The organism is Streptomyces sp. NRRL F-5135 (assembly GCF_000719775.1).
Taxonomy (GTDB): domain Bacteria; phylum Actinomycetota; class Actinomycetes; order Streptomycetales; family Streptomycetaceae; genus Streptomyces; species Streptomyces hebeiensis.
In genome coordinates this window covers 45,858-58,756 of sequence record NZ_JOHR01000006.1, presented here as the reverse complement: position 1 = coordinate 58,756, position 12,899 = coordinate 45,858, and the positions used below count along the sequence as shown (strand labels likewise).

Sequence of the window (12,899 nt, the reverse complement as noted above, 5' to 3'; positions counted from 1 at the left end):
ACCTTGATGCAGGGCACCGCCGGCCGAGGAGCCGCCGCGGGGGGCGGCTCCGCGTGGTGGGCCTGGCGCCGGGACGCATCGACCGGACGAGGCGCTCCTCGTCCGGCCCGTGCGTCACCGCGCTGACTGATCTCACACCCACCAGACGCCCGAGCCGGGCCGCAGGTTTTACCCCCGACGTGACCCCCGCCACACCAAGCCCGGGCGGAGGTCCGGTCGAGCGTCACCACCCCGGTGACGGCGCGACAGAAGCCCGCATCCCCCGGCCTGAGCGCGTGTCTCTTCGGGGCGGACGGAACGGCGGCGTCTCTCCGTCAGCGTCCCGTGAACACGTGTTCCTCCGGGCCCGGCACATGGGACTGGGCTGGGCCCCGGCACCACGATCAGCGGCGCCGGTTGCGGAGCTTCTCCGGTCTCCTGTCGCGAGTGAGCCGCGCTCACGTGGTGGCGACAGCGGTTGCGACGTGTACGGCGGTCAGGAGCGAGGCGCCCGCGATCATCGTCCATTTCCGGGTGGCGACTCCGATGACGGCGTCGCCCACCTGGGCCGCGGCGGCCGCGCACAGGATGAGCGAACTGGCGGGACCCGACCACGCGAGCGGTGCGACGAGGGCCGCCACCCCCAGTGGCACTCCCCGGGTCGCGTACATCCAGCCGTAGAAGCGTTCCCCGGCGGTCGGCGTACCGCTCTCGCTCAGCGCCGCCGGGCGTACACCTCCCACCAGCGCGAAAGCGATGCTGGCGACCGCGGCGACAGTGTTGGCCCCCAGGAGAAGATTCACGAGGCGTACTCGGTCGACGGTTCGGTGCCGTACTTCGTCCAGACCTCCGCGACGGCGTCGCGTGACAACGGCTGCCCGGACTCGACCATCGCCTTGAGGTCACGGAAGTACTGCACGTACAGGTCCGGAGTGAAGGTGTTGAGCATGACCGCCGTTTCGTCACTCACGTTGGCGAACGTGTGCGGTGCGCCCGGCGGGACCATGACCCACGTACCGGCTCCGGCGTCGTGGTCGTCCTGCCCGACGGTGAACCGCACGCTGCCCGAAAGTATGTAGAAGCCCTCGTCGTGCTGTGCGTGGCGGTGCTGCGGAGGGCCGGCGGTGTGCGGCGGGATGGTGATCTCACCCATCCCCAGGCGGTGGTTGGTGTTGCTGCCGTCCTCGAGGATCCGGATGGTCGACGGGCCGTTGACGATGAGCTCGCCCTCGCCGGGACCGGTGATCGACACCTTGGCCATGAAGTCTCCCTGACTGGTGGGGTGGTACGCCAGGACCTTATGGGCGATCCGAACAGCCATGCAAGTCGACTCTCAAAAAAATAGTCGACTCTCATTCGGTGGCCTCGCTCGATATGCTTTCGGTCGGCACGGAAGGATGGTCATGGCTGAGCGGAGTCGCCCGAGCGGGCTCAGTAACCAGATGGAACGCACCAGGTCGGCGATCGTCAGGGCCGCCCGCGATCTCGCCGACACCGGAGCGGAGATCACGATGCCGGCAGTCGCGGCCGAGGCACGGGTCTCCGAAGCGACCGCCTACCGCTACTTCCCCGACCTCCTCTCACTCTTGCGCGCCGCCGTGATGACGGAAGATCTGGTCGCGGTCCTGCGATCGGCGACGCGCAGCGACGATCCGGTCGAACGGATCGGCCAGGCCGCGGAGATCCTCGGCCGGGCAGTGCTGCGCAGGCAGGGTGCCGTCCGGGTGGTTGTCGCCTCGACCATCGCGAAACCCTCGACATCCAAGGACCGTCCCGCCCACCGCTTCGGACTCATCGAGCACGCTCTGGCCCCGTGGACCGAAAGGTGCGGCTCCGAGCAGCGCGCGGACGTGGAACAACTGGTCCGCGGCCTCGCCCTCGTGATCAGCGCTGAGTCGCTGTTCGCCCTGATCGACCTCTGTGGCCTGACCCCCGACGACGCGATCGCCGGCCTCGCGACCACCGCACGGCAGATGACAGCAGCGGCAGTCGCGGCCACCCCCACGAGACCCGCCACCGACTGAACCGCCGAATGCTGACTGTGCTTGCTGCACGAGAGGCATTGCGCACTGCGCCATACCGCAGCCCATACGGCCCTGTCCTCGTATAGCTACGGCCAGGTGGCGTGTAGCCCTGTGCAGCGTTCTGGGCTGCGGTCTCGGCGGTCTATCAGCGCCGAGCGTCAGCTACGAGGGAGTTGACGCGGTTCTCGTACGCGCGGCGGGCCTTGCGCCGTGCAGGGATGGCCGGGGCACCATCGAGAGGCTGGCTGCGGTCGAGGAGTTGGCGGTGTACCGCCGGGACGGCGCTGACGCACAGGGTGTCGCCCGGCCGCGCGTACTCCAGCAGCTTGCCGAACTTCGGCCGCTCCAGTGGGTGGAGGCGGCTGGAGGTACTGCGATCTTCCTCGAAGACGATCGGGTCCCCGATGCCGGCCTCGTCGAGTACGAGGTTCTGACGGTCGGTCGACTGCTGGCCGGTCGACACCCGCTTGTAGACGAGATTGGCCGCGCTGTCCCCGCTTCTGTCGCCGCATCGGACCCTTGGTGTCATCAAACCCTGTCGTCAGCCTTCATCGGATCTCATTGGATCTGATCCGCATCAGGCTCCGGAAAGTCCGGGTGCATGGGACGCCCGCCGCACCTGTCGTCATTCGATCGTTGCCGACACAGGGCCTGTTTCTGACGATGCCCGCGGGGGCTTGCAACAGCGTTCGCTCAGTCCTCGGGCCTGGGGGCGAGGGCGATGAGGGCGGTGGCAATCTGGCCGAGGCGGGCAGGGGCGAGGGCGTAGAGAACGTAGTAGCCCTCGCGCTGGGTGGTGGTGAGTCCTGCCTGGGTGAGCTGATGGAGGTGGCGGGAGGTGACGGAGGGGGACAGGCCGAGGAGAGAGGCGAGTTCGTGCGTGGTGCGGCTCTGGGCGGCGAGGTGGGTGACGATCCGCAGGCGTGGGGCGGCGGCCAGAGCCCGGAGCGCGGTGAGGGTGTCTTCCTGGCTGGCGGGGCGGGCGGTCGAGGCGGGCGCGAGGGGCAGAGCGGGGTAGGTGATCCGCAGGGGCCAGGGGGCGTCGCAGGTGACGCGGACGTGGGGCCAGACGTAGTGGCTGGCGGTGAACGTCACGGGGCGGTCGCGTGTGACGGAGATGTCGTGGTCGTGCGGACGGTCGAGGCGCAGGGTCCGGCGGCCGGGGTCCACGCGGATCTGGGGAGCGAGGGTGCGGAGCATCGGGAACAGGCCGTGGTGGGCGATCCGGGCGCCTGAGCGGGTGATCGACTCGTACAAGGAGGGCTCGATGCGCTCCCACTCCTGGGCGAAGGCGGCGTCCCAGTAGTCCTCCAGCACGGTGAGCGCGTCGTCGAGGACGGAGAGGGGGTCGGTGAGGATGCCCTCCAGGCGTGCCGCCCGGCTTGGGTCGCTGTTGCGGTACTCGGTGAGTACCGCGTCGCGGGTGGCGCGGTCGTCGACGAGGTCGTCGCCGGTGTGGCGGGTGGTGTCGACGAGCGTTCGGGCGAGTTCGGCGGCCAGCAGAGCGGGCGGCAGGCCCCGTACGGCCGCGAGCTGGTCCGCGAAGCCGGCGTCGTGATCACCGGTGCGGCTTTCGAAGAGGGCGGGGATGTAGTCGGCCACGACGAAGTCGTGCCCGCGCATCCGCCGGCGCAGGGCGGCGGGCAGGCGGCGGCACCGCCTGACCCAGGGGACGTGCAGGGCGTGGTGGCCGGGGTCGGTGAGGACGTGCCAGGAGTGGACGGCTTCGAGCAGGGGGGAGACGGAGAAGGCGATGTCCTCCTCGGCCGTCTCGGCGAAGCGCAGGGTGATCACGATTGCAGGATTTCACAATCAGTTGATCGGAACCGGTCGTCCCGGTCAGGCTCAGGAGCGGATCGCGCGCCGTCCGGCCGCAGGTCGACTCCCCTCCGTTTCGAGCAAAGGCCGCAGGTGACTCCATGAGTACGCCCGAAGCGCCCTGGCAGGCCGTACTGGACTCTGACGGCTGCCCGTACACCGTCCACCAGCATGCCGCCGCGCACACTGTCGCCGAGCGCCAAGCCCTGCCTTTCCCCTGGTCGCAGGCGGTGAAGACGCTCGCCTTCGCTACGTCGGACTTCCCGCTGCTGCTCGTGGTGCTGCGGGCGGAGGATCGGGTGGACTTCGCCCGTCTGGCGGCTCTTTCGGGCACTAGTCGTTCCCGGCTGCGCGCGGCGGACGCCGACCTGCTCGCCGCGGAGGGCCTGGTGCCCGGTGGCGTGCCTCCGGTCAGCCACCGGCCCGGGGTGCCGTGCCTGATCGATGCCGCGGTCGCCAACCCAGGCCGGCCCGTCTACTGCGGTGCCGGATCGGCCGACCGCACCCTCCAGATCAACTCCGCCGACCTGGCCCGCCTCCCACGCGCCCGGGTGGGCGCCCTCTCTCGGTAGCCGTCCCACCTGCGCGCCGGGCCCACCCCTCGTCACTGCTCACACCACCGCACTGCCCTTCGCCGGTCGCGCGGCACAGATCAGGAAGTCTCAGCTCATGGTGAAGACGGAAGGCCTTCTCGCGTTCGCCGCGATGTCCCTCGTCGTGATCGCGATCCCCGGCCCGAGCGTCCTGTTCGTCGTCGGCCGCGCCCTCGCGCACGGCCGCCGCACCGCGCTCGCCACCGTCCTGGGCAACCTCCTGGGCTGCTACGCCCTCGTCCTCGCCGTCGCACTCGGCGTCGGCGCCCTGGTCCAGAGCTCGACCACCGTGTTCACCGCCGTGAAGCTGGCCGGCGCCGTGTACCTCGTCCACCTCGGCGTCCGGGCGTACCGCCACCGTGGCCGGCTGCGCGCCGATCTGACGACCGGGGAGGGCGAACGGCGCGGTGATCTGCGCACCGTCCTGGACGGCCTGCTGGTGGGCGCCACGAACCCCAAGGGCCTGGTCTTCTTCGCCGCGGTCCTGCCACAGTTCGTGAACCACGACGCGGGGAACATCCCGTTGCAGATGATGGTCCTTGGCCTGATCCCGGCCGGGATCGGCCTGGTCTGCGACACCGTCTGGGGCCTGGGTGCCTCGGCGGCCCGAACCTGGTTCGCCGGCTCCGACCGGCGGCTGTCGATGATCGGCGGCGCGGGCGGCATCGCACTGATCGGCCTCGGGCTCGCCGTCGCCACCACCCGCCACTGACCCCGCTGCAATGGTGGGCCGCCGATCCACCGGGAAGCCTGCGTCCGTGGGCGTCGGACGAGGTCCTGTCGCTGGAAGTTCATGACATCTGGTGCCGACCCGAGCCCGACGATCCCTGGCGCGTTCAGATCATGATCGACGAGTCCCTCGGCCAGGAGTGGGTGTCACGGCGTGACCCTCGGGTGCGTAGGCCGATCAGCACGCTGGGGATGGTCTCGGCTGACGGTGTTCCCTTTCTCGCCCCGGACGTGCAGCTCTACTACAAGGCCAAGGCGCCGCGGCCCAAGGATGAAGAGGACTTCGGCGCTGCGCTGCCCGTGCTCACGGATCAGCAACGACGTTGGCTCGTCGAGGCGATCTCCAAGACGTACGGACCTCACCCTTGGATCAAGCGCCTGCAGGCATAACCTCAAGGTCGGCCGGTGCCTCACCGGAGCCGTGGAGATCGCCGGTTGTGGTCGCCGGGCGCGTAGTTCTTCCAGGGGGCTCCGGCTTCGGTGGCGATACGGGTGGTGCTCCTGTGGTAGCCCAGTGCCTGGGCTATGACGGGCGCCGGGGCCTGGAGGACGAGCTGGCGGATGGCGGAGGTGCGGCCTTTCTCGGTCGGGACGCCGAGTTCCCGCAGTGCGTCGCGCAAAGTGCCGGGATTCATCGGCTGGCTCGGGCGGCGGCCGGGGAAGAGTCAGGGGGAATCCTGGTTGATGGCAGGGGCGTTGGCGGGCAGGGCACTGGGTGGGACCTGCACGAATGCCGCCACTCCGCCCTGACGCACCTCGGCGAGGCCGGGGCGAGTCTGCTGATGCTGATGGCCAGGTCGAGGCACAAGAAGCCGGAGAGTCTCCGTCGTTGCTCCAAGCCGTCGCCGGAGGCCATCGCCGAGGTCACCAGCCTGCTCGCGCCCGGTGACAGCCGCCGATGACCGGCCGCTGCGACTCAGCCGGGACCGGGCGCTCACCCCAGGCCCGGCAGGCTCCGCAGCCGGCGAATGGAAACTCCGGGCCGTGACCGAGAGGACCACGACGATGAGCACCGCACCCGGTGAAGGGCCCAGCAACGGGCACGGGGACAGCCCACGAGCGACGCCGGCCGCGGCCGCCTGGCGGGACGCCCGCGAGAAGTTGCCGGAGGCGATCGGGGTCTTGACCGCCGCGGCACGACTCGCGCGGCCGCGTCTGCAGCGCACCGACGACGGTGACTGGATCGACGACCTGATGGGGGGCCACCGACCAGGCCGACTGGGCTGAGCTCGTGACCCTGACAGCCTCCCACCCACACAGCCACCACACCCACCGAACTTACGAAAAGATCAGTAGAGGCGAGTGTGACCTCTCACGTGGGGTGCTTCACAGAGTTGGAGGCGGCCGTACGGTCATTCGACCCGAATTACCAATAGGACCGTATGGACAACGTCTGCACTCCACCCGTGCAGGGCGACTCGTTACGAATGTCGGACGAGGTTCGCGCGCAGCACCTCTTCGATGTCCAACTCCACCTCGCGCGTGTGAACCCCGGCCGCGAGTGCTGCCCGGGCAAGCTCTCCAGACGCGGGGGTGAACGTTTCGCCGAGCAGGCGGTCTTCCGCGCGCAGTGCGTCCTCGAGCGTGCCGTCGGCCGCGTCGATTGCTTCGGTAGCCGCGGCGCGGACACCGTCGGGCAGAGTCGCGATGGTCAGTGCGACCCACTCAACATATGCGTCCAGTTCTGCGGCGGGCAGAGCTCGGTTCACCCATCCCCACCGCTCGGCAGTCGCCGCGTCGACGAGCCCGCCTGTCAGCACGATCTCGAGAGCGCGAGCGCGACCCACGAGGCGGGGTAGATGGGCAGTTGCGCCGGCTCCAGGGACGATGCCGATCAGTGCCTCGAACTGGCCGAACGCCGCGGTCTCGAGGGCCGCGAATCGCAGATCCAGGCTGGAGACCAGCTCGGATCCACCGCCACGGACGAGTCCCGCGACTTTGGCGATGGTGGTCTGAGGCAGACGCCGCCAGCGTTCATGAAGCCGCATCATCGGGCCCGTCCCGACAAGCGTCTCCTCCGCGATCGGGAGGGCGGCGTAGGTCGCGGGGTCCTCCACGAATGACAGGTCGCCGTGCGCCAAGAAGAACTCCGGATTGGTGCTCTGGACCACGATGACGTGCAGATCGGGATCATTCTCGGCCGATGCGGCGACGGCGTCCAGGTCGAGCAAGAGCTGCGCCGTCATCAGGTTGACGGGCGGAACATCAATCGAGACCCATAGCACTCCGTCCTGGCGCTTGACATTGAGGCTGGGCAGGGCCTGTTCGGTCATGAGATTCCTTTGGCTTGACGGTATCTCTGGTATACCTGGCGCATGACAGGTACTTCAACGCAACCTGGTATCCGCGAAGATCGGGCCGGTCACGAGACCATCGTCGGCCCGCAGCGCGAGCTCCTGGATCAGCTGCTGGACAAGTGGGGTCAACTCCTGCTGGCCGCGTTGTGCCAGCAGCCGCGACGCTTCAACGAGCTCAAGAGAGAGCTCGACGGGGTCACTCAAAAATCGCTGACGCAGGCACTGCGGCGGTTGGAACGCAACGGCCTCGTCGAACGCCGGGTACTGACGCAACGCCCCGTTGCCGTGGAGTACCGGATCACGCCGCTGGGTCGCACGCTTGAGGAGCCCTTCTCGATCCTGCACGCCTGGACCGCCGACCACCTCCCCGAAGTCGAACGACACAGGGCTGCATTTGACGAAGGCTCGGACACCCTTTAGAGGTCGCGCGGACAGGTGACCCGCGACGACGAACTCCCCGTACCCAGGGAGCTCCGACGAACGGATCCTCGGGGATGGGTAGATGCCTACCCGGGTGCGCCCTCCCTGGTAGCGGTCACGGCATGTCTGCCGCTTCGTGCGCGGCCGCTTGTGCCGCGGTGACCAGGACGTCCCGCTAGCGGCGGGGCAGGACTGGCCGCGACGTTTGCCCTTCTGGTGGTCGCGCGCCTGCTGCAGGGCGCCGGTGAGGCCGTCGCGCTGCCTGCAGCGATGGGCACCATCGTCTTGATGTTCCCCGAAGGCCCGCGCCGGTCGCGGGCCTTGAGCGTGTGGGCGGCGGTGGCCAGCTGCGGCCTCGTGCTGGGCTTCGCCCTGTCCGGAATCATCACCGCGCACCTGGGGTGGCGGTGGATCTTCCTGGTCTCGGTCCCGTTCATCCTGGTCGTGCTGCTGGCCGCTGTCTTCCTGGTCGAGGGTGACCGACCCGTGGCCGAGGACACGCGGCCGATGGACCTTCCCGGCGCGCTGCTGCTGACCGCCTGCCCGCTGCTGTTCACCTTCGGCGTGGTCGAAGCGGGTGAACCTGGAAGAGGTCGAACAGCACGATGGGTCGGCGGGGGGACCTGGCGAGGGTTCCGCCAGGTCCGCTGGTGGGTGTCAGGGGCGGTGGGGCAGGGCGCGGGCGAGGGAGTTGAGGGATGCCAGGGCGTCGGGGCCGGCGGGGGCGAGGACGACGCTGGTCGCGCCGGCGGCGTGGCGGGCGGTGATCGCCGCGCGGGCCTGGTCGGGTGTGCCGGCGATGCTCAGTTCACGGACCCAGGCGGCCGGCATGGTCCGGGCGAACTCCCGGCCGTCGGAGCAGGCGGCACGGTATGCGCGCAGCTCGGCGGCGAAGGGCAGGGGGTCGAGGTGTGCGGCCCAGCCCGGCTCGCCGATCGCCTCCAGCCCGGCGCGGACGCGGGCGAGGGGGGCCTCCTCGTCGTCGTCGACGGCCGCGGCGTCGTAGGTGACGATCTCCGGGTGCTCCGTGGTGGCGGTGGCGCCGAGGTGGCGCAGGGAGGCGGTGATGTAGGCGGGGGCGGCGGGTTCGGCCAGGAGGAGTCCGTCGGCGACCTCGCCCGCGGCTTCCTGCGACCGGGGGCCGCGGACGCCCAGGACGACCGGCGGGACGCTGTCGGGGGTCTCGGTGAGGACGACGCCTTCACAGCGCACGTAGCGGCCGTTGGCGGGGCCGGGCTCACCGGCGAGGAGCCGGCGCAGCGCGCTTGTGTACTCCTTGATCAGCGTCAGGGGGCTGGCGGGCCAGGAGCCGGCCTGGCGCATCCAGTCGGGCATGCCGTGACCGATGCCGATGATGAGGCGGCCGGGGTGGAACTGGGCGAGGGTGGCCAGCTCCATCGCGGCGAAGCACACGTTGCGGGCACCGGCGGGCAGAATGCCGACTCCGACGGTGAGGTTCGTGGTGGCGGCCAGGACGGTGGCCGCCTGGGCGATGCCGCCGCGCCAGCCGAGGTCCTCCACCACCCAGACTTGCTCGAACCCCAGCTCCTCGGCACGCCGCGCGTACGGCAGCACGTCACGGGCGGGGAGATCGCGGGGCAGCATGATTCCGGTACGGCCGCGGGTGGGCTGGGCGTGGGGCTCGGGCATCAAGGGCTCCTTCGGGGGCGGCGGGGGTTTGCCTCCCGGACCTTGGCGGCCGGGGAGGTGTAGGGCTGGTACGGCACGGGGTCAGGTCCGTGCCGTACCAGCGGTCAGTGGCCGCTGGGTGCCATCTCGCTCTCGCGGGCGTGGTCGGATCCGGTGCGCAGGACCCGGGCGCCCACAGCGGTGGTTACACACAGCAGGGTCAGCAGGGCGAAGGCGTGGTTGAGGGCGACGAGGTGGGTCAGCCAGCCGATGACGGCGGGGCCGGCGAGCATACCGACGTAGCCGAGTCCGGCGACGCGGGAGACGTTGGCGCCGGCGGCGGAGGGGTCGGTGTGCCCGGCCGCGCTGAACAGCTGGGGGACGCTGCCGGACAGGCCCAGGCCGAACAGTGCCCAGCCGGTGAACGCGACCCACATCCACGGGCCGAGGGCCACGAGTGTGATACCGACGGCGGCCGTGGCGGCGCCGTAGCGCAGGATCGCCATGGAACCGAACCGGGCGACGAAGCGGTCCGCGAGCAGCCGGCCGACGGTCATGGCCGCCGCGAAGGTGCCGTACGCGAAGGCGGCGGTGCCGGCCGGGGCCCCGAGGACGTCCTTCAGGTGCAGGGCGCTCCAGTCGTTGGCGGCGCCCTCGCACAGCATCACCATCAGCGCCAGGACGGCCAGGAGCCGGACACGTCCCGTGGTGCTGCGCTGCTTGCCGGCCGGTGCCGTCTCGGTCTCCGTCGAGGAACCGGAATCGGCGCCGGTGCTGTCGGCGGTGAGGGCGGCAGGCAGCAGGGCACGCGCCGAGGCCAGGGTGATCACGATGCCCGCGGTTCCCATGGCGGCCATGCCCGCGGCCGGGTTCAGGCCGGCGCTCGCAGTGCCCGCTCCGGCGAGCGCGGCCAGGACACCGCCGATGGAGAACGTGGCGTGGAAGCCCGACATGACGGGCCGGCCGTACGCCTTCTCCACGTGCACGGCGTGGGCGTTCATGCTCACGTCCAGGCAGCCGTTGCAGAACCCGAAGACCAGCAGCGCGCCGGCCAGCGTCCACGGATCCCGGGCGAGACCGGGCAGGACCAGGGCCGCGCCGCAGAGTATGCCGCCGGCGGGGACCACGATGCGGGAGCCGAGGCGGTCGGTCAGACGACCGGCCACCTGCATCCCGATGAAGGCCCCGAGCCCGAGCAGCACCAGCAGGCCGCCGAGCGTGGCGTGACTGATGCCCAGGCGTTCCTCGATCGCGGGGATGTGCACCACCCAGGTGCCCATCAGGGTGCCGCAGAGGACGAAGAAGACATAGGTCGCCACACGGGCGGCTCGAAGCGAACGTTCCACGCCGCCCACCGTAACGAACATGGCTCATGTTCGAAAGCCCAGATTGTGAACACGTTGATTGTTTGTTTTCGGGTGGTGTTCAATCGCGGTATGAGCAACGCAGACCGGCACGGACTGATCGCGAAGGCCGTCAGGGACTCCGGCGGCGCCACGGTCCAGGAACTCGCCGAGCTGACCGGCGCCTCGGAGATGACCATCCGGCGCGACCTCGACACCCTGGCCGCTCAGGGCGTCCTCGAACGCGTCCGCGGCGGGGCGCGCACCCTGCTGCTCCGAGGCGAGGAACCGCCCTTCGCGCTGCGTGCCCACGAGGCGGTCGACGCCAAACGCCGGATCGCCGCCGAGACCTCCGCACTCATCGCCGACGGCGAGAGCATCCTGCTGGACAGCGGCACCACCTGCCTGGAGATCGCCCGACTCCTGCGCGAGCGGCCCGTCACCGTAATGCCCCTGTCCCTCCAGGCCATCCACCTGCTCGGCGAGACAGCCGGACCGGCCACACTGGTCGTGCCCGGCGGACAGCCCCGCGCCGCCGAGGGCGCCCTCACCGGCCCCCTCACCCTTGCCTCCCTGGCAGCCCTGCGCTTCGACACCGCCGTCATCGGCTGCTGCGGACTGAGCGCGGCCGACGGCCTCACCGCCTACGACCTCGACGACGCCATGGTGAAGAAAGCGAGCATCGCCTCCGCCCGCCGTACCGTCGTCGCCTCCGACGGCAGCAAACTGGGCCACACCGCCTACGCCTACGTCGGCCCCGCCACGCTCCTGCACACCCTCGTCACCGACACCACCGCACCCGCCGACGAAGTCACCGCACTCGAAAGCGCCGGCACCATCGTCAAGATCATCTGACCAGGGAACACGGTGGCATTCCGCAGGTTCTGACAGCCGGAACCACCAGCAACCCGCACCGGCCGGAGCCGCAGCTCTGTGGCCCGGGAACTCGGCAGGACCGTGCCGCCGGGGTCGAGTGTGTACAGGCCGCGCCCGCCGAACAGGTGGTTGATCTCGCCTTCGCGGATCTTGACGGGTTCGGCCAGAAGGGGACGGAGTTCTTCTTGAGGCGGGCCAGGTTCGCGTCGGACTCTTCGTCGGTCACGAGGAATGCGATGTGGCTTTCGTCGATGCGCGGTCCGGCGCCCTGGTTGTGCTGCTCGGGGAGGTGAGTTTGTCCCCGAGGATGTCGGCGAGCAGGTCGATCTGCCTCGGGTCGGTGTCGTTGCCCACGAAGACGAGTTCGTCGAGTCCGGCTGCTTCGTGCACAGTGACGGTTGCGTGGATCACGTCGGCGGTGGTGGCCGCTGCGTCGATGACGGTCCGGACGTAGTCGGGGCCGGCGAAGGCGTAGTAGTCGTTGACGGCGTGGGCGAGGGATCGGTGTGCGTGGCCGCCGAGGGCGAACATCGCCGTGGCCCTGGTGCGCGGACGTCCCTGCCTGCCGGCCTCCTTCCAGCGGCTGTTGAGACGGGTGGCGAATGTGATGAACGCGTCGATGTCTCCGCCGGTTCCGGCGATCCATCCGGTGCCGTGGGAGGCGATACGCCGCAGCGTCGCCTGCGACGCGCCGCCGAACCACAGTGGCGGCCCTCCGGGGGTGACCGGGTCCGGACCCACCTCCTCTTCACCCCGCCAGATGGCGGTGACGCGTTCCACCAGTGTGTCCAGGGCACGCCCTCGAGTACGGAAGTCCAGGTGGCTCGCCCGGTAGTCGTCTTCGCGGGCTCCGGGAGCGAGACCGAGATGCAGCCGTCCGGCGCCCGCGATCCGGTCCAAGGTCGCCGCGGCCTTGGCGAACAATGCGGGGTTGGTGTGCAGCGGGGCCAGCAGCACGCTCGTGACCAACCGGATGCGTTCGGTGGCCCCGGCAGCCGCGGCCAGTGTGATCAGGGGTTCCGGAGTGGACCAGGCCAGGCGGTCGCCGGCGATCAGCGAGGCGAATCCCCGCTCCTCGGCCCGCCGCGCCCACGTCACCAACGTACGCTCCTCAACTCCGGTGACATGACCCGGCAGCCCTACGCCTATCTCCATTTGCCGTGTCTCTTCCTCGATAACGGACCGGGTGGT

16 protein-coding genes and 2 pseudogenes are annotated in these 12,899 nt (G+C 70.1%); 9 read left to right on the top strand and 9 right to left on the bottom strand.

The window, feature by feature from the left end:
• Positions 1–437 precede the first annotated feature (437 nt).
• Both IG02_RS0110885 and IG02_RS0110880 read right to left on the bottom strand, forming a co-directional pair.
• Entirely contained in the window at positions 438–782 is a 345-nt protein-coding gene (locus IG02_RS0110885) for a hypothetical protein (RefSeq protein WP_030744796.1), read from the bottom strand.
• Positions 779–1,240, bottom strand: a complete 462-nt coding sequence (locus IG02_RS0110880; RefSeq protein WP_030744794.1) for a cupin domain-containing protein — start codon at positions 1,238–1,240, stop codon at positions 779–781. Before IG02_RS0110880 ends, IG02_RS0110885 begins: the two co-directional genes overlap by 4 nt.
• A 142-nt stretch (positions 1,241–1,382) precedes the next feature.
• Here IG02_RS0110880 and IG02_RS0110875 point away from each other — a divergent pair, with 142 nt between their 5' ends.
• Positions 1,383–2,003 (top strand): TetR/AcrR family transcriptional regulator, encoded by a 621-nt coding sequence (locus IG02_RS0110875; protein WP_030744792.1) that lies wholly within the window; start codon positions 1,383–1,385, stop codon positions 2,001–2,003.
• Between the two features lie 145 nt (positions 2,004–2,148).
• On the opposite strand, the gene IG02_RS42720 is transcribed toward IG02_RS0110875, so the two are convergent.
• Together IG02_RS42720 and IG02_RS0110865 are read right to left on the bottom strand one after the other, a co-directional pair.
• Positions 2,149–2,532 (bottom strand): recombinase family protein, encoded by a 384-nt coding sequence (locus IG02_RS42720; RefSeq protein WP_078854377.1) that lies wholly within the window; start codon positions 2,530–2,532, stop codon positions 2,149–2,151.
• Positions 2,533–2,696: 164 nt separating this feature from the next.
• Positions 2,697–3,797 (bottom strand): ArsR/SmtB family transcription factor, encoded by a 1,101-nt coding sequence (locus IG02_RS0110865; protein ID WP_030744787.1) that lies wholly within the window; start codon positions 3,795–3,797, stop codon positions 2,697–2,699.
• Positions 3,798–3,922: 125 nt separating this feature from the next.
• On the opposite strand from IG02_RS0110865, the gene IG02_RS0110860 reads away from it, so the two are divergent.
• The 3 genes from IG02_RS0110860 to IG02_RS0110850 all read left to right on the top strand — a co-directional run bounded on the left by IG02_RS0110860 (position 3,923) and on the right by IG02_RS0110850 (position 5,533).
• Positions 3,923–4,393, top strand: coding sequence for an aminoacyl-tRNA deacylase (locus tag IG02_RS0110860; protein WP_030744785.1), 471 nt, complete (start codon positions 3,923–3,925; stop codon positions 4,391–4,393).
• A 97-nt stretch (positions 4,394–4,490) separates the two neighbouring features.
• Positions 4,491–5,126, top strand: coding sequence for a LysE family translocator (locus tag IG02_RS0110855; protein ID WP_030744783.1), 636 nt, complete (start codon positions 4,491–4,493; stop codon positions 5,124–5,126).
• A gap of 131 nt (positions 5,127–5,257) precedes the next feature.
• Positions 5,258–5,533 carry a hypothetical protein gene (locus IG02_RS0110850; protein ID WP_420707736.1) on the top strand — a complete coding sequence of 92 codons (276 nt, stop codon included), beginning with the start codon at positions 5,258–5,260 and terminating at the stop codon, positions 5,531–5,533.
• Positions 5,534–5,553: 20 nt separating this feature from the next.
• Here IG02_RS0110850 and IG02_RS42105 read toward each other — a convergent pair whose 3' ends face one another.
• Entirely contained in the window at positions 5,554–5,763 is a 210-nt protein-coding gene (locus IG02_RS42105; RefSeq protein ID WP_199814009.1) for a hypothetical protein, read from the bottom strand.
• 75 nt (positions 5,764–5,838) lie between these two features.
• Between IG02_RS42105 and IG02_RS38235 the strand changes: the two are divergent.
• Both IG02_RS38235 and IG02_RS0110840 read left to right on the top strand, forming a co-directional pair.
• A pseudogene (locus IG02_RS38235) lies at positions 5,839–6,045 on the top strand (site-specific integrase); the annotation flags it as partial.
• An 82-nt stretch (positions 6,046–6,127) separates the two neighbouring features.
• Positions 6,128–6,370: a hypothetical protein gene (locus tag IG02_RS0110840; protein ID WP_030744776.1), complete on the top strand. Its 243-nt coding sequence runs from the start codon at positions 6,128–6,130 to the stop codon at positions 6,368–6,370.
• Between the two features lie 194 nt (positions 6,371–6,564).
• On the opposite strand, the gene IG02_RS0110835 is transcribed toward IG02_RS0110840, so the two are convergent.
• Positions 6,565–7,416, bottom strand: a complete 852-nt coding sequence (locus tag IG02_RS0110835) for an enoyl-CoA hydratase/isomerase family protein (RefSeq protein WP_030744774.1) — start codon at positions 7,414–7,416, stop codon at positions 6,565–6,567.
• A gap of 42 nt (positions 7,417–7,458) precedes the next feature.
• Between IG02_RS0110835 and IG02_RS39155 the strand changes: the two genes are divergently transcribed.
• Positions 7,459–7,860, top strand: a complete 402-nt coding sequence (locus tag IG02_RS39155; protein WP_078854376.1) for a winged helix-turn-helix transcriptional regulator — start codon at positions 7,459–7,461, stop codon at positions 7,858–7,860.
• 186 nt (positions 7,861–8,046) lie between these two features.
• Positions 8,047–8,544: pseudogene (locus IG02_RS39150) on the top strand (MFS transporter); the annotation flags it as partial.
• On the opposite strand, the gene IG02_RS0110825 reads toward IG02_RS39150, so the two are convergent.
• Entirely contained in the window at positions 8,518–9,510 is a 993-nt protein-coding gene (locus IG02_RS0110825; protein ID WP_030744768.1) for an LLM class flavin-dependent oxidoreductase, read from the bottom strand. The pseudogene IG02_RS39150 and the gene IG02_RS0110825 sit on opposite strands and share 27 nt — an antisense overlap.
• A 104-nt stretch (positions 9,511–9,614) precedes the next feature.
• Positions 9,615–10,856 carry an MFS transporter gene (locus IG02_RS0110820; RefSeq protein WP_030744766.1) on the bottom strand — a complete coding sequence of 414 codons (1,242 nt, stop codon included), beginning with the start codon at positions 10,854–10,856 and terminating at the stop codon, positions 9,615–9,617.
• Positions 10,857–10,925: 69 nt separating this feature from the next.
• Between IG02_RS0110820 and IG02_RS0110815 the strand changes: the two genes are divergently transcribed.
• A complete protein-coding gene (locus IG02_RS0110815) occupies positions 10,926–11,687 on the top strand; it encodes a DeoR/GlpR family DNA-binding transcription regulator (protein ID WP_030744763.1) in 762 nt (253 codons plus the stop codon).
• A gap of 243 nt (positions 11,688–11,930) precedes the next feature.
• Here the strand turns inward: IG02_RS0110815 and IG02_RS0110810 are convergent, their stop codons facing one another.
• The gene (locus tag IG02_RS0110810) at positions 11,931–12,863 is read right to left on the bottom strand and encodes an LLM class flavin-dependent oxidoreductase (RefSeq protein WP_078854375.1); all 933 of its coding nucleotides are present in this window, start codon (positions 12,861–12,863) and stop codon (positions 11,931–11,933) included.
• Positions 12,864–12,899 lie beyond the last annotated feature (36 nt).

What these genes read in the sequence shown, in the direction of transcription:
- IG02_RS0110835 (WP_030744774.1), bottom strand. Translation starts at nt 7,416, where the DNA reads ATGACCGAACAGGCCCTGCCCAGCCTCAATGTCAAGCGCCAGGACGGA.
- IG02_RS0110815 (WP_030744763.1), top strand. Translation starts at nt 10,926, where the DNA reads ATGAGCAACGCAGACCGGCACGGACTGATCGCGAAGGCCGTCAGGGAC.
- IG02_RS0110875 (WP_030744792.1), top strand. Translation starts at nt 1,383, where the DNA reads ATGGCTGAGCGGAGTCGCCCGAGCGGGCTCAGTAACCAGATGGAACGC.
- IG02_RS0110860 (WP_030744785.1), top strand. Translation starts at nt 3,923, where the DNA reads ATGAGTACGCCCGAAGCGCCCTGGCAGGCCGTACTGGACTCTGACGGC.
- IG02_RS39155 (WP_078854376.1), top strand. Translation starts at nt 7,459, where the DNA reads ATGACAGGTACTTCAACGCAACCTGGTATCCGCGAAGATCGGGCCGGT.
- IG02_RS0110850 (WP_420707736.1), top strand. Translation starts at nt 5,258, where the DNA reads ATGATCGACGAGTCCCTCGGCCAGGAGTGGGTGTCACGGCGTGACCCT.
- IG02_RS42720 (WP_078854377.1), bottom strand. Translation starts at nt 2,532, where the DNA reads ATGACACCAAGGGTCCGATGCGGCGACAGAAGCGGGGACAGCGCGGCC.
- IG02_RS0110880 (WP_030744794.1), bottom strand. Translation starts at nt 1,240, where the DNA reads ATGGCCAAGGTGTCGATCACCGGTCCCGGCGAGGGCGAGCTCATCGTC.
- IG02_RS0110810 (WP_078854375.1), bottom strand. Translation starts at nt 12,863, where the DNA reads ATGGAGATAGGCGTAGGGCTGCCGGGTCATGTCACCGGAGTTGAGGAG.
- IG02_RS0110820 (WP_030744766.1), bottom strand. Translation starts at nt 10,856, where the DNA reads ATGTTCGTTACGGTGGGCGGCGTGGAACGTTCGCTTCGAGCCGCCCGT.
- IG02_RS0110825 (WP_030744768.1), bottom strand. Translation starts at nt 9,510, where the DNA reads ATGCCCGAGCCCCACGCCCAGCCCACCCGCGGCCGTACCGGAATCATG.
- IG02_RS0110855 (WP_030744783.1), top strand. Translation starts at nt 4,491, where the DNA reads ATGGTGAAGACGGAAGGCCTTCTCGCGTTCGCCGCGATGTCCCTCGTC.